We start from the raw sequence: 14,432 nt of genomic DNA on the forward strand, positions 1-14,432 counted from the left end.
CATGGACGTCGCGGGCAGTCTCGGCACGCTGCCGATCCGCCTGCGCGAAGCGATGGACCGCTATTCGCAAACGGGCGAATACGATCCGGCGCCCGTGCTGGAGGCCGCGACGCTGCCGATGGGCACAGGCGCCATCGCTGGCGTGCCGGTGCGGGCAGGCGAGGCAGTGCTCGGCGCGGGCGCGATCCGGCCGCTGTCCGAGCTGCCACAGGCGATTGCCAAGGGCGACACGCGCGTCTCGACGCGCTTCCCGACCGGCGTGAAGAGTGCGGAAAATCCGCTGACGCAGCACCTGTCCATCGGCACCGAGGAGATGCGGATGGACCCAGAGCAGTTTGCGCACAACACCGCGATCCTGGCGCGTTATCCGGGCTTTGCACACCTCCAAGGCATGTCGCCCGAGGAGGCGGCGAAGGCCTATATCAATCAGGCCGCAGGCAACATACGGTTCCTGTACGAAAACTCGCCCGCCGACCTCCAGCGCCGCGCGCCGCTCTGGTACGAGGGCGCAAACCGGATTTCGGATGCGCTGGCGCAGCGCTGGGGCGTGCCCCGGCAGAGCGCCTCGGCCGCCCTGGCGTCGCTGTCGCCGCAGAAAGACTGGTTCATGAATGCCTCGCTCGGCGAGCGCGTCGGCGACATCGTCACCGGCAACCCGCGCGCGACCGCCGACATGGCGGCGTGGGCTGCAGCCAACCCGAAGCTCGCTGCGGACCCCAAGGCGATGGAGGCGATCCGCGCCATCGAGGGCAAGCGGCTCGATCAGGTCGATCCCGATCAGGCTGCGCTGTTCGTGCGCGCCTATGACGAGGCGCATAATCCGCGCAATTATCGCTCGGTGCTGCCGGAAGGCGACTATGGGGACTTCGTCAGGACCGCGAGCGGCGATCCGGCCAAGGTCGCCTGGGGCACCTTCGCCGACATCAACAAGGCGGTGCGCGCAATCCAGTCGGGCGGCGACATGGACACGCTTTCGCCGTTGCTCGGCGCCAAGCACAAGGTGCGCAGTTTTTACAACAACATCGAGGTGCCGAACGATCCGCGCTTCGGTGACATCACGGGCGACACCCATCAGGTCGCCGCCGCCCAGATGCGCCCGTTGTCGGGTTCCTCGGAGGCGGTGATCCAGCATCTGGCCTCCGGCGGGCCTGCGGGCTCAGTTAACGCCAAGTCGAGCGCCGTGACTGGCGTCCAGGGCACCTACGGCTTAGTGGCTGATGCGACTCGACAATTTGCTAAGGAGTACGGAATGCTCCCGCGCGCCGCACAAAGTGCGACCTGGGAGCCGATCCGTGAACTCTTCCCAGCCGACTGGAAAACCGCTAAAAATGCGACAGCTGTCGATGACATTTGGAAAGCGGTGGACCGTGGTGAACTCTCAGTCGATCAAGCACGGCGAGCGATCTTCGACGTTGCGGGCGGAATTGGTACGCCTGAGTGGCTACGAGGCGGCATTGACACTCGTGCTCCGCAACTTGGATCAACATATCGGTAGGCTCGCCGAACGCTACGTCCAGATCAACTGGTGGGGCGAGACCCCAGAGGTGATCGAGCCCGAGGAGCAGCACATCATTGATCTGCTCAATGAGTACGACGCCGCACTGAAGCATGATAACGGCAGAGAAGGCTGCGTCGGAGATACTCCGGCGCAAGCTGATCCGCTCAAACCTCACTGAGTGGTGCAAATCTCAAGGCTATCTGCCTGCCCGTCACCATCTTCTGCTGATCGAAAAACTTGAGGCGCTGAGCCGGGGCGACATTCCCCGGCTCGCAATTTTTATGCCGCCCGGCAGCGCCAAGAGCACCTATGCCTCGGTGCTGTTTCCGCCCTGGTGCATGGCGCAGCACCCCAAGGCGCAGTTTCTCGCCGCCTCGCACACCACTGAGCTGGCCGAACGCTGGGGCAGGCGGGTTCGCAACCTGATTGCCGAGCAGACCTCGATCCTCGGCATCCACCCCGACGACAACAACCAAGCGGCCGGGCGCTGGGCGATCAAGGAGGGCGGCGAATATCTCGCGGCCGGCGCGCGCATCGGCATCGCGGGCTTCCGCGCGCTGTTTGGCGTGATCGACGATCCGCTGCGCAGCAGGGAGGACGCCGAGAGCCAGACCGTCCGGGACCGGCTCTGGGAATGGTATCTGTACGATTTCCGCACGCGCCTGATCCCCGGCGCGCGGCAGCTGCTGATCCAGACGCGGTGGCACGAGGATGACCTCGCCGGGCGCGCGCTCAATCACCAGCCATGGGAAGTGATTTCGCTCCCGGCCGAAGCCAAGGCGTACGACCAGCTCGGGCGCGCCGTCGGCGAGTTTCTGTGGAGCGATGGCGAATACGGCTATGGCGAACAGCTCCGCGACCTGAAGGAGACGACGCCGCCGCGGGTGTGGAGCGCGCTTTATCAGCAGGCGCCCGCGCCTGAAGAGGGCGACTACTTCGAGGAGCAGTGGTTCAAGCCGCTGCACATCCAGCCGGTCCACGAACTGATGCGCTGCTACGGCGGCAGCGACTACGCGGTCACCGCCGACGGCGGCGACTATGCGGTGCATGTCGTCGTCGGCGTCGACCACATCGGCAATCTGTATTTGCTCGACGTCTGGCGCGGGCAGAAGACCTCGGACGTCTGGATCGAGGCGTTCTGCGACCTCGTCGCGAAATATCGGCCGCTCGCCTGGGCGGAAGAGACCGGCCAGATCAAGTCTGCGGTCGGGCCGTTCCTCGAGAAACGCATGCGCGAGCGCCGCGTCTATGTGAACCGCGAGCAGTTTCCGACGCGCGGCGACAAGGCGGTGCGGGCGCGCGCGATCCAGGGTCGCCTCGCGCTCGACGGCATCTACTACGCCAGGAATGCACCCTGGGCCGCGGACCTGTTCGCGGAGCTGATGAATTTTCCGGCGTCGAAACATGACGACCAAGTCGACGCTCTCGGCCTCGTCGGCCAGCTGCTCGACCGCATGGTCGTCGGCAGGCTGGCTCCTGGCCGCTCGGTCGCGGAGCCGCTTGACGGCTATCGCGCACATTCTCGCATCAAGTCCGTGGACCCCATGACGCTATGATCAACCTCGACACCCTCAACGCCAACTACAATGCGCAAGGCGTGATGGGACCGGAGGATGCCGACGACAGGAAGCTCTTGGTCCGGCGCCGTGAGTTCGAGGATTACTGTTCTGCCAAGGGGCGCGAGATCGAGGAGCAGCGTCAGTCCTGGCGTTATTACCACGTCGATCAGTGGACCGCCGACCAACTGAAGATCCTGCGCAGGCGGTCGCAGCCGCCGATGACGTTCGACAGGACGGGGCGCAAGATCGACAGTCTGTCGGGAACGATCCGCCGGCTCCGCACCGATCCGAAGGCTTATCCCAACGCGCCGCGGGGCGAGCAGGGCGCGGAGGTCGCCACCCAGGTCATCCGCAGCATCAACGATGCGTCCTTCGCGGAGGATTTGGAGGTCGAGTGCTGCCGCGACGCGCTGGTGCATGGCGTCGGCGTCGATGAGCTGATGCTCACCCAGGGCGACCACGGCGATCCCGATCTGCGCTTCGCCTATGTCGACCCGCGCACGTTCTTCTACGACCCGCGCTCACTGCGCACCAACTTCTCCGACACCCGTTTCCACGGCGTCTACAAATGGGCCGATATCGACGAGCTGGACATGATCGCCGAGGGCGGTTCCGACCTCGTGCGCGACCATCTCAACAGCGACGGCGGCTTCTGGACCGCGTTTGACACCGACCGCGAGAACCTCTGGGTCGACAGCCGCAATCGCGTGCGGCTGGTCGATCATTGGTACAAGCGGGGCGGGATGTGGCGCTGGTGCCTGCACACGGGCTCGGTTGAGCTGATGAGCGGCGACAGCCCGTTCTTCAACGAACGCGGCATGTCGATCTCGAAATACTCCGCCTTCGCCAACATGATCGACATCGATGGCGACCACTACGGCTTCATTCGCCGCCTGCGTGGACCCCAGGACGCGATGAACCAGCATCGCTCCAAGGCGATCCACATCATGAACACGCGCCAGATCAAAATCCAGGAGGGCGCGGTCGACGACATCGAGGTGACCCGGCGCGAGGCGGCGCGGCCGGACGGCACCCTGGTCTATCGCGGCGACAGCAAGAACCTTGAGATCGTCCAGCCCGAAAGCGAGTTCCTGCAGCAGACGCAGTATTATCAGGACGCCAAGGCCGAGATCGACACGTTCGGGCCGAACCAGCAGCTGATCCAGCAATTCGGCCAGAACGTCTCGGGCCGCGCCGCCAATCTGCTGCAGCAGGCCGGGCTCGCCGAGCTGGGTCCGTTCCTGAAAAACTTCCGCATGTGGAAGCTGGAGCGCTACCGTGCCTGCTGGTGCGCGGCGCAGCGCTATTGGACTGGCGAGCGGTTCCTGCGCGTGACGGGCGATGCGGGCGTCGCGCAGTTCATGGCGATCAACTCGGTCGAGCTGGACCAGTACGGCCTGCCGATGCTGGTCAACATGCTCGGCAACATCGACGTCGAGATCAAGGTCGACGAGGGCCCCGACACCGAGACGGTGATGGGCGATGTCTTCGACCTCCTGATGGGCCTGTCGCAGAACAACGTGCCGGTGCCGCCGCAGCTGATCATCGAGGCCTCGGCGCTGCCGATGAGCGAGAAGAAGAAGCTGCAGGGCATGCTGGCGCAGCCCGATCCGGTGAAGCAGCAGGCGCAGGCGGCGATCATTCAGAAGACCGTTGCGGAGGCCAATCTCGCCAACGCCCAGGCGGGCAAGGCGCAGGCCGACGCAGGCAAGGCACAGACCGCCGGGCTCCTCAACATCGCCAAGGCGCACACCGAAGGCATGCCCGACGGCGGACCCGAGCCGCGGACGCCGCTCGACTACGCGCAGCAGGTGGCCGAGATCAACGAGACCAACGCCACCGCCGAGCACAAGCGCGCCTCCGCGCGCTCGCTCGACCACAAGGCCCTGGTGACGCCGCTGCAGCTCTTGGCCGATCACAGCCAGCGCAACGCGGATCGGTTCGGCGCGAGCATCGAGCAGCTCGCCAATCGCAGCGTCGACACTTTCCACCGCATGGCGGATCGCGCCGTGGATGATTTCCACCGCGGCCAGGACCGCGCCAGCCGTGAGCGCGTCGCGCGCTTCGCTGCCGCGAACCGGCCCCGGCCACAGCCCTAGAAAACCGCCACCGACCCATCGCGGTCCTCTGTCCCCCGCGCCCGGTGACGGGCGGGCGCGCCTGACCCGCGCGCCCGCAACCATTCGTCCGCGTGAACGAGATCACGCACACGCCTCGATGCGAGCGAAATCGCATCGCCCTGCGAGAGGGCTGTCTCGCCACGCCGCCCGTCGCGACAGCCGGGCCACGTTCGCCGGAAACGACATTCCGGGGAGACCATGACATGACTGACGTGACGCAAGGCGCTGACGCGCCTGACGAGAATGCCTTGTTCAACGATGCGGTGACCTCCGACACGCTGGACAAGTTCGAGAACCCGCCCGTCGCGACGGAGCCGAAACCGGCGCCCACGCCACCGGCAGGGACCAACGAGCCACCCAAGCCCGAAGCCAACGACCCGCCGATCCCGCCAGGACGTCTGCGCGAGGAGAGTGAGGCGCGGCGCAGGGCCGAGCGCGAGCGCGACGATCTCAGGGCGCAGATGGCCCTGCTGGCGCGGCAGCAGCCGCAGCAGCAGCGCAGCAACGACCCGCAGAAGATCGACCTGTTCGACAACCCCGCGGGGTTCGTGCAGCAGGAGCTGCGCCCGTATCTGGACCAGATGCGCAACGACCTGCAGATGCAGCGTGAAGCGATGTCCCTCGACTTCGCCCTGCAGCGGCATGGCGACCAGTTGGTCGGTTCGGCGCGGCAGGCTCTGGAGCAGGGCATGGCGCGCGGCGATGCGGCGGCGTGGTCCACCTATAATCGCGCAATGTCGTCTCACGATCCCTACGGGGTGATCGTTCGTTGGCACAATGACGGCGAGACGCTGCGCACGATTGGCGGTGATCTCGACGGCTACAAGAAGCGCATTCTCGAAGAAGCATTGAGTGACCCGGATTACCGCAAGCGGGTCATCGACGCTGCGAAAGGTCAGGCACAAACGAACGGCAATTCTGTCGCTCGCCCAGTCACGGTCGCCTCCAGTCCATCGCTTGGCAACATCGGTGCCGGGGGTGGTGAGGCGCAAATCGCCGAACCCTCCGACGCAGACCTGTTCCGCCAAGCCACCTCAGCACGGCGGCGCTAACCCCACACATCGCAAGAAGCGAACCACGCGCCGCCTCATCATCAGGTGAGCGGCTATGCTTACGACCAACCACGTCAATAACGAGGTCATCAAGTTTCGTCGGCAGGTGATCTCCGACTTCCTCCGGCGCTCTCGCTTCGACCCCTTCATGGGCGACAGCTCAACCAACGTCATCGTGCGCCTCGCCGACCTCGAAAGCGACGGCAAGCAGATCAACGTCCCGCTCGTCAACCAGCTCCAGGGTGACGGCGTCGGCGCTGGTACGCTGCGCGGCAAAGAGGAGCAGGTGGACAGCTACGGCTTCCCCATCTGGGCCGACTGGGGCCGCAACGCGGTCGCCAACAACCGTGCCTCCAACAAGGAGTCATCGTTCAATGTCCGCTCCACCGCGCGCGACCTGTTGCGCGGCTGGGCGCGGCGCATCGTGCGTGACGACATTGTCGACAGCCTGCTCTCGATCCCGACCGCGTCCATCCAGGCGGGCCGTCTTCAGGAGCCGGGCAACCGCGTCAACGGCATCCGCTGGTCAGCTGCGACCGCCGCGAACAAGAATTCGTGGACGGCGGCAAACTGGGACCGCGTGCTGTTCGGCGCGCTGCTCTCGAACTACTCCTCGACCTTCGCGACCGCGATTGCCAACGTCGACAGCGCGCAGGACAAGATGACGGCGGCCATCGGCTCGCTCGCCAAGCAGCTCGCAAAGCAGTCTGGTGTCGATCCGAACAACCCCGGCGTCTACAATGGCCGCCCCAAGATCACCCCTTGGGAGATCGAGGAGCTGGACGAGGAGATGTACGTCTGCTTCCTGGGCGACCGTGCGTTCGCTCAACTCCAGCAAGACCCGCCGATGTATCAGGCCAACCGCGATGCGCGCGCCCGCGAGGGCAACCCCACCGCGACCAACCCGATCTTCACGGGTGGTGCGCTGAAGTACGACGGCATCCTCTACAAGAACATCCCCGAGATCACGCAGCGCCTGCTCCTCAAGGGCGCAGGCGGCGGCTCGGTGGACGTCGAGCCGTTCTTCCTGTGCGGTCAGGCGGCGCTGGCCTATGCGACCGGCCAGCTGCCGCGTCCGACCCAGCTGGAGGACGGCGACTACGACTTCGTCACTGGCCTCGGCATCGAAGCCCAGTACGGCGTCGGCAAGATCGCCAAGGCCCCGCAGAGCGTTGCGGGTGCCACCCCGGGTGATCTGGTCGATTGGGGCATGGTGACGGGCTTCGTCGCCGCGCCGCCTGCGGCCTAAGGGTTCAATCCCTCCCGGATTGAAGACGCGACGACGACAGGGAGCCGGACCCGGCTCCCTGATTTTCCTCTAACGGAGATCATGATCATGGCTCTTCGTGTTGGTTACCGCCAGCCGCAGGTTGGCGGACAGGGTTTTGCGCGCACCAAAAAGGTGTTCGGCAACACCATCACCCATCAGGCCGCGGATGTCGTGCTGAACGCACAGACGGCCGTCCTGCGCGTCCCCAGGGGCTTCATTCTAACGGGCCTGCTGGGCAGCATCGGCGACCTCGACACCGGCACCACGCTGACGCTCTCGCTCGGCGACGCTGGCTCGAACAACCGCTTCTTCTCGGCCTCGACCATTGGTCAGGCCGGTGGTGCGGTCCCGGCGCTGGCGGCCACCGGTCTGCTCTATGAGTTCACGGATGACACCGACATCCTGCTCACGGCGGCGGCTGCGGCGACGGCGTTCCCGGCGGCCGGTGCGACCTCAACGATCCTGATGGAAGGCTACATGAAGTGATGCAGCGGGCGGCGAAAGCCGCCCGCTTGTTTCATGTGGAACGTACACTTACGGGAGAACGAAATGAAGAAGGCAACCGTCACCTACACCGCGCCCAAGGGCGACAGCAAGATGGTCGAAATGCTCGGCCATACCTTCTACGACGGCCAGTCGCAGGAGGTCGTGTGCGAGGACGCCAACATGACGCGCCTCCAGGGCAATCGCTACTTCAAGGTCAGCGGCGTGAGCGACTACGACCCGGAGCAGGATGCGCCGAAACCGCCCCACGACGACAAGCACAAGGGGAAGGCCGCCTAAGCAGCGGCCTTTTTCTTTAGAGGGATCGTCATGCCACTCACTGTGACGCTCGCTAGCGGCAGCGCACTCACCCAGGCTGCCATTCCGATCAAGCTGGTGCCGTGATGGCTGAGACCCACACCGCCGAAGAGCTGATCAACAAGGCCGCCGCGATCCTTGGCAAATATGTGCCGGGCGAGGCGCTGGGCGATGTCGAGCACGCCACCATCGACAAGTGCATCGACGACGTGCTCGCCGAGATCGCCAAGATCGTCGCCATCGGCGACCGCGACGAAATCCCGAACGTGGTGTTCGAGACGGTGGCGCGTCTCGTCGCGATCTATGCGGCGGCCGAATTCTCCAACCAGCCGCTCGATCTCGCCGCCGTGCAGCAGCATGAGATGCGTCTGCGCTATCTCGTGGCGCAGACGCCGACCTACGAAATCCTGGCGACGAACCATTTCTAGATGACCGACGTTCCGTTTCCGCTCCTGACAGCACCGGGACTGAAGCCGCAGACCGCGGGCGGGCGCGTGCTCAACTGCTATCCCGAGAAGCTGCCCGCGACCGCGGGCAAGCCTTACGGCTGGTTCAGGGTGCCGGGGCTCGGGGCGTTCGGCACGACACCGAGCGGCCGTTTCCGTGGCGGCGTGCTCGTCAACAATCTGTTCTACGGCGTGTTCGGCTCCTCGGTCTATTCGTGGACGTCGGCGGGCGGCGTGGGCACGCTGCAGCCGGGCCCGATCCCCGGCAGCGAGATCGTGTTCGCGGTGCGCAACAACGCCGCCAACCCTGATGTCGTGTTCGTCTCGCCGGGCAACGGCGCATTCTGGATCAACGGCTCAGGGCAGGTCGTTGCTTATCCCGACGCCAATGTCGGCCAGCCCAATGCCGTGGTGTTCCACAAAGGCTTCTTCGTCTTCACTTACGGCAACGGCACCACGCGCACCTCGAACATCAACGTCACCACCATCAACACGCTGAACGTGGCGACCGCGGAGAGCAAGCCGGACACTCTCTATCGGCCGATCCCGCTCGGCAACGGCCAGTTGCTGTTGTGCGGCTCGTCGTCGCTTGAGGTCTGGGGTGGCCAGAACGACGCGGGCTATCCGTTCTCCTACATCGCGACGATTGCGCGCGGCATCGTCGGGCCGGCGGCGATTGCCGGGGCCGAGGACGGCTTCGGCAAGGGGACGTTTCTGGTCGGCGACGATTTCCGCGTCTCGCGCCTCGATGGCTACGAGTGCGTGCCGATCTCCAACTCCGACCTCGACACGCTGATCGAGCGCGAGCCGGACAAGACCAAAATTCGCGTCGGCGTGTTCAACTCGCGCGGTCACGGCTTCGTCGTGGTGCAGGGCACGACGTGGTGCTTCATTTTCGACACCACGCTGAGAACATGGCATGAGCGCAATTCCTACCTGAAGAACTACTGGCGCGGCCTCTATCCGGTGCAGGCCTTCGGCAAGTGGCTGTGCGGCGACAGCGACGCCGCCAACCTCTGCGAGATCAGCGCCAATGTGCGCAAGGAGCTGGGTGAGCCGATCAGGATGCGGATCGAGACCGGCCCGTTCGGCTCGTTCCCCAATGCGGTGCGGATCAACGCCATCGAGATGTTCCTGACCAAGGGCGCCAGCGATGCGACCGGGCACGATCCCGATGAGACCAACGCGGAGATCGCGATCTCGATCTCGCGCAATGGCGGCCAGAACTGGAGCAACCCGCGCAACGTCAAGATCGGGCGGCAGGCGATCACCAACGGCCGGGTGCGCTCCTCGATCTGGGGTCAAGCGGAAGTGCAGGGCGTGCGCTGGCGGTTCGAGGAGAGCGCAGGCGTCGACTTCGCGTTCATGGGCGCGGATCAGCAGCAGGACGTGCTGCGGTGAGGACGAAGTTCACGCTGCCCGCCGCCAACGTGCCGGTGATGATGCCCGACGGCACGGTCAACCCGACTTGGTACGAGAAGCTGAAGATCATCGAGGCCTTCATCAATCTGTTTGGCTACATCGACTTCCAGAGGCCGACGACGCCGCCTGCTGCGCCGCCCGCCGTCACCGCGATTGCGAACAATCAGGTGCTGATCTGGGACGCAACGCAGGGGCAGTTTAAGCCCGGAGCAAACTGACATGGCCGGAGTTTTCGACACGCTGTTCGGCGGCGGCGCCGAGCGCGAGGCTGCGGAGAAGAACCGCGCACTCGCGGCCCAATACGGCACTGATGCGCAGGGCTACTTGACGACCGGCTACAACACGGGCGTCGAAAACTACAACAAGGCGATCTCCGCCTATGATCCGCTCTCTTCGCTGGCCAACAACTACAACAAGGCGGGCGACCTCCATCTCGATGCGATGGGCGTCAATGGCCCCGAGGCGGCAGCTCGTGTTCAAGGCGCGTTCACATCGAACACTGGCTACGATCTGATCAACAAGGCCGCGATGGAGGCAATTGATCGGCGGCGCGCCATCGGTGGCATGTACGCGAGCGGCAATGCCGATCAAGACACCATCGACTACGTCACCAAGAACATCTACGGCACGCAATATCAGCCCTGGCTGCAGGGCTTGCAGAGCGCGGGCCAGACCGGGCTCGCGACGTCAGGAACGGTCGCGGCCGGGCAGGCGGGCGGCTACGGCTCGCTGGCATCGCTCGCAGAGCGTCTTGCAGGCAATCAGGTCGGCGTGTCCGGCAACGTCCTGGGCCAGGACGTCAACGCAAACAATTTGCAGGCCGCGGGCGAAGCACAGGGTGCGAAGAACCTGCTCGGCGCGGGCCTGTCGCTCGCGTCCCTGGCGTTCGGTGGTGCCGGGGGCGGCATGGGTCTGAGCAGTTTGGGCTCGGGACTGTCGTCGGCTGGATCAAATTTGTTCGGCAGCGTGATGGGCAACCAGTGGCAACAGAACAACGCCGGTCGGTGGGGGAGTTCTTACTACGGCCCGGTCGCTTAGGAGCGTGTGATGGCGATCCAACCCATCCTGACCACACCGCAGCGATCCTTCGTTGGAGACGTCGACTGGTCGTTGCTGGCGAACCTCGGCAACGTCTACCGTCAGGCGCAGGATAAGGCGCGCGAGCAGCAGACGCTGGCCAGCCTCGGCAGCGACCCAGCGCAGAATGCAGCGCTGCTCGTCCAGTCGGGCAACAGCGATCTGGTGCGGCTCGGGATCGCGCAGCAGGCGCTGCTGCGCGGCGAGACGCGGCAGGCGGCGCGCGACCTCGTCGCCGACCAGCAGTGGCGCGATACGTTCAGCCTGAACAAGAATGCAGACACGCGCGCCACCAATGCCGACGCGCGCGCGGCCGAGGCTGGCAAGCGCGCCAACATGACGCCCGACGAGAAACTGGCCGAAGCCGTGGCGGCGGCCGACAAACTCGGCCTCTCCGGGGAGAAGCGGACGCAGTTCCTGGCGAGTTTCACCGGCGGCACCTACGCGCCGACGACGTACACCACCACGCTAATTCAGGGTGTGAACCCGACGACCGGCGAGCAGGGCCAATTTTTGGTGAGCCCGACCGGCGAGACGAAGCCCGTCGAGCTGCCGCCCGGCTATGTGCCGGTGAAGGAGCCCACGGGTGGCGACCGCGAACTGATCGCGGCAGCCGACGAGAAGATCAACGCGGGCAAGATGGTCGATGCCTCGCTGAACCGCGCGCTCACCTTGTCGAAGGATGCCTACTATGGGCCGACCGCGCTGAAGCGCTCCGAATATACGAGCCTCCTTGGTCCGAGCTCCGACCAGGGCAAGTATGGCATCGCCACGCAGCTCCTGAACAACGAGGTCACGCAAACGGCCCTCGGTCAGCTGCGCACGATCTTCGGCGGCAACCCGACAGAAGGCGAGCGCAAGGTGCTGCTCGATCTGCAAGGCTCGGTGAACCAGCCGCCCGCGGTGCGCGATGAAATTTTCCGGCGCGCCAAGCAGCTGGCGCAGCAGCGTGTCGAGTTCGAGATGGAGCGAACCAAGGGGCTGCGCAGCGGGCAATATTTCAAGCCTGGTTTCGAGCAGCGGTTCAGCGCATCCAGGCCCGGCCAGCAGGAGCAGCCGTTCGAGGAGACCCGAACGCTGAACGGTGTGACCTATGGCCGCCGCGGCAAAGACTGGTTTGTGACCAATGCCCAATGATTGCGTCACTGATCCCGCACTGCTGGCCCAGCTCAACGCACCCGTCACCGATCCCGCGGTCCTGGCCCAGCTCAATTCGCGCGTCACCGATCAGGAAACGCTCGATCAGCTCAACAAGGAGAAGCGGCCCCGCACCAGCGCCGTGGAGGCGGGCGCTCGCGGCGCGGCCGAGGGTGTCACGCTCAATTTCTATGACGAGCTGCGCGGCCTGATGGAGGCGGGCGGCGTCGGCGAGAAGGAAGCCGGTTCGCTCTATCCGCTGCTCAAGGGGGTCGTGAAATACTTCTCGGGCGATGAGGAGGCACGCAAGCGCTACGACGAGGCGGTCAGGCGCGAGCGCGAGCTGTCCCGGCAGGCGTTCGAGGACCAGCCGGCGGCATCCATCGCTGGTAATGTCGTGGGCGGTGCGGTCCTGCCGGGCGGGTCTCTGCTCCGTGGCGCGACCACCGGCCAGCGCATTCTGCGCGGGGCGGCTGCTGGGGCGGGCTACGGCGGCCTCTCAGGAGTCGGCGCGGGCAAGGACACCGAGAGCCGCCTGCGCGGCGGGGCCTTTGGCGCGGGCCTTGGCGGCGTCCTGGGCGGCACTCTAGGCGGCGCCTTTGGTGCGCGCCCGGCACCGGCCACGACCGGGCGCGAGGTCGCGGAAGCTGCCGACCGGCTCGGGGTTGCGGTCCCCCGCGGTTTGCTGTCTGACAGTGTGGCGACCCAGGCGACGACGCAGGCGGCGCGGCAGCTGCCGATCATCGGCGGCCGGGCCGAGCGCGCCGTTGCCGGTGCCAATCAGGGGCTGGAGGACGTCGTCGGGGAGGCCGCGGGCCGGTTCGGTGTGCCTGGAGGCTCGCGGGCGGATGTCGGCGCGCAGACGCGCACCGCAGTAGAGGCGGGCATTGAGCGCATTTACGACCGGGCCAACGACGCCTTTGCCCAGCTCCGCACTCGGCACATCGACGCCGACGCGCCGGTCCAGCTCTCGAACGATCTGCTGGGCACGTTCGAGAACATCGTGCGCGAGCGCGTGGCGGCCGGTGACACCGGCATCCCGATCCAGAAAATAGAGAGCGCCCTGGAGCTGCTGACGCGGCCTGGTGGGGCGTCCTTCAACGGCCTGCAGCGCGCTCGCACCGAGATGGGCAAGGCGATCAGCTGGGATGAGCGCAACGGCGGCTTCATGGCGGCCGATCTCAAGCGAGCCTATGGCGCGCTGTCGGACGCGATGGAGGAGGCGGTCAGGACCAGCGCGCGCGGCAATGCCGACGACGCGGTGAGGGCGCTGGACCGTGCCAACGCGACCTGGGCGAACGTGACCGGCGAGGGCCGCACGCTGCAGCGGTTTCTCAGCCAGGGCTCCGACGAGCGGATCGTTGACCGGATCATGTCGTTTGCTTCCAACAAGGCGGGCTCCGGTGACATCGCCCGGCTGAACCTGCTGCGGCGCTCGATGCAGCCGCAGGAATGGAATAGCGTCGCAGCCAATGTCGTGCAGCGGATGGGGCTAAACAACGCTGGCGATTTCTCGCCAGCGTTCTTCATCAACAAATATCAGAACATGACACAAGCCTCGCGGGACATGCTGTTCGGCGCGACGGGAACACAGACCCGCCGGTACATCGATGACATCGCGGCGGTGTCGCAGCGCATGCGGGACACCTCACGCTTCGCCAACAGCTCGAACACCGCTCGGGCAGGCCTGCTCGGCGCGGGCGGTGTCACCGCTTTGGCTGCGGCCTACAACGATCCCATCGACACGGCGCAGAAAGGACTGCTGATTGGAGGTGTAGCGGTCCCCATTGCTGCGCTGCTGACCAACAGGGGCAGCGCGGCCTCGATGGCGCGGTGGTCGATGGCTTACGAGAACCTGATCCGGCGGCCTTCGGCGGCTGCCGTGTCGGCGTTCAACATTGCCTCACGCAACCTGGGTCATACCGTCAGCAAGGCAACGGGCACACAGGTGGACCCTGACGCCTTTGCGCAGGCGGTCAGGGACCAACACGCCAACCGATAAATCCACGCGCAAATCAGAGATCGCCAACCCGCTTCGGCGGGTTTGTCG

14 protein-coding genes are annotated in these 14,432 nt (G+C 65.7%); all 14 read left to right on the forward strand.

The genetic code is table 11. From position 1 onward, the window contains the following. The first annotated feature begins 391 nt into the window (after positions 1–391). On the forward strand, positions 392–1,495 hold the full coding sequence (locus WN72_RS47890; RefSeq protein ID WP_430644636.1) for a DUF7178 family protein: 1,104 nt from the start codon (positions 392–394) through the stop codon (positions 1,493–1,495). Beyond that, positions 1,455–1,676, forward strand: coding sequence for a hypothetical protein (locus WN72_RS22465; protein ID WP_143130840.1), 222 nt, complete (start codon positions 1,455–1,457; stop codon positions 1,674–1,676). Before WN72_RS47890 ends, WN72_RS22465 begins: the two co-directional genes overlap by 41 nt. Positions 1,677–1,779: 103 nt before the next feature. Further along, the gene (gene terL / locus WN72_RS22470) at positions 1,780–3,054 is read left to right on the forward strand and encodes a phage terminase large subunit (protein WP_167381168.1); all 1,275 of its coding nucleotides are present in this window, start codon (positions 1,780–1,782) and stop codon (positions 3,052–3,054) included. Beyond that, positions 3,051–5,156 (forward strand): portal protein, encoded by a 2,106-nt coding sequence (locus tag WN72_RS22475; RefSeq protein WP_092220236.1) that lies wholly within the window; start codon positions 3,051–3,053, stop codon positions 5,154–5,156. Before terL ends, WN72_RS22475 begins: the two co-directional genes overlap by 4 nt. Positions 5,157–5,380: 224 nt before the next feature. Beyond that, the gene (locus WN72_RS22480) at positions 5,381–6,229 is read left to right on the forward strand and encodes a hypothetical protein (RefSeq protein ID WP_092220238.1); all 849 of its coding nucleotides are present in this window, start codon (positions 5,381–5,383) and stop codon (positions 6,227–6,229) included. A gap of 55 nt (positions 6,230–6,284) precedes the next feature. Then, positions 6,285–7,478: a phage capsid family protein gene (locus tag WN72_RS22485; RefSeq protein WP_092220240.1), complete on the forward strand. Its 1,194-nt coding sequence runs from the start codon at positions 6,285–6,287 to the stop codon at positions 7,476–7,478. Positions 7,479–7,565: 87 nt separating this feature from the next. After that, positions 7,566–7,985, forward strand: coding sequence for a hypothetical protein (locus WN72_RS22490; RefSeq protein ID WP_143130841.1), 420 nt, complete (start codon positions 7,566–7,568; stop codon positions 7,983–7,985). A gap of 63 nt (positions 7,986–8,048) precedes the next feature. Beyond that, positions 8,049–8,282 (forward strand): hypothetical protein, encoded by a 234-nt coding sequence (locus tag WN72_RS22495; RefSeq protein WP_092220243.1) that lies wholly within the window; start codon positions 8,049–8,051, stop codon positions 8,280–8,282. Positions 8,283–8,386: 104 nt separating this feature from the next. After that, positions 8,387–8,728, forward strand: coding sequence for a hypothetical protein (locus WN72_RS22500; protein ID WP_092220245.1), 342 nt, complete (start codon positions 8,387–8,389; stop codon positions 8,726–8,728). After that, a complete protein-coding gene (locus tag WN72_RS22505) occupies positions 8,729–10,147 on the forward strand; it encodes a packaged DNA stabilization protein (protein WP_092220247.1) in 1,419 nt (472 codons plus the stop codon). Then, positions 10,144–10,386, forward strand: coding sequence for a hypothetical protein (locus WN72_RS22510; RefSeq protein ID WP_092220249.1), 243 nt, complete (start codon positions 10,144–10,146; stop codon positions 10,384–10,386). Before WN72_RS22505 ends, WN72_RS22510 begins: the two co-directional genes overlap by 4 nt. A 1-nt stretch (position 10,387) precedes the next feature. Beyond that, a complete protein-coding gene (locus tag WN72_RS22515) occupies positions 10,388–11,206 on the forward strand; it encodes a hypothetical protein (protein ID WP_092220251.1) in 819 nt (272 codons plus the stop codon). 6 nt (positions 11,207–11,212) lie between these two features. Continuing rightward, positions 11,213–12,382 carry a hypothetical protein gene (locus WN72_RS22520; RefSeq protein ID WP_143130842.1) on the forward strand — a complete coding sequence of 390 codons (1,170 nt, stop codon included), beginning with the start codon at positions 11,213–11,215 and terminating at the stop codon, positions 12,380–12,382. Then, positions 12,372–14,384 carry a hypothetical protein gene (locus WN72_RS22525; protein ID WP_092220255.1) on the forward strand — a complete coding sequence of 671 codons (2,013 nt, stop codon included), beginning with the start codon at positions 12,372–12,374 and terminating at the stop codon, positions 14,382–14,384. The genes WN72_RS22520 and WN72_RS22525 overlap by 11 nt, the downstream gene beginning before the upstream one ends. Positions 14,385–14,432 lie beyond the last annotated feature (48 nt).

Source organism: Bradyrhizobium arachidis, assembly GCF_015291705.1.
GTDB classification, from domain to species: Bacteria; Pseudomonadota; Alphaproteobacteria; order Rhizobiales; family Xanthobacteraceae; genus Bradyrhizobium; species Bradyrhizobium arachidis.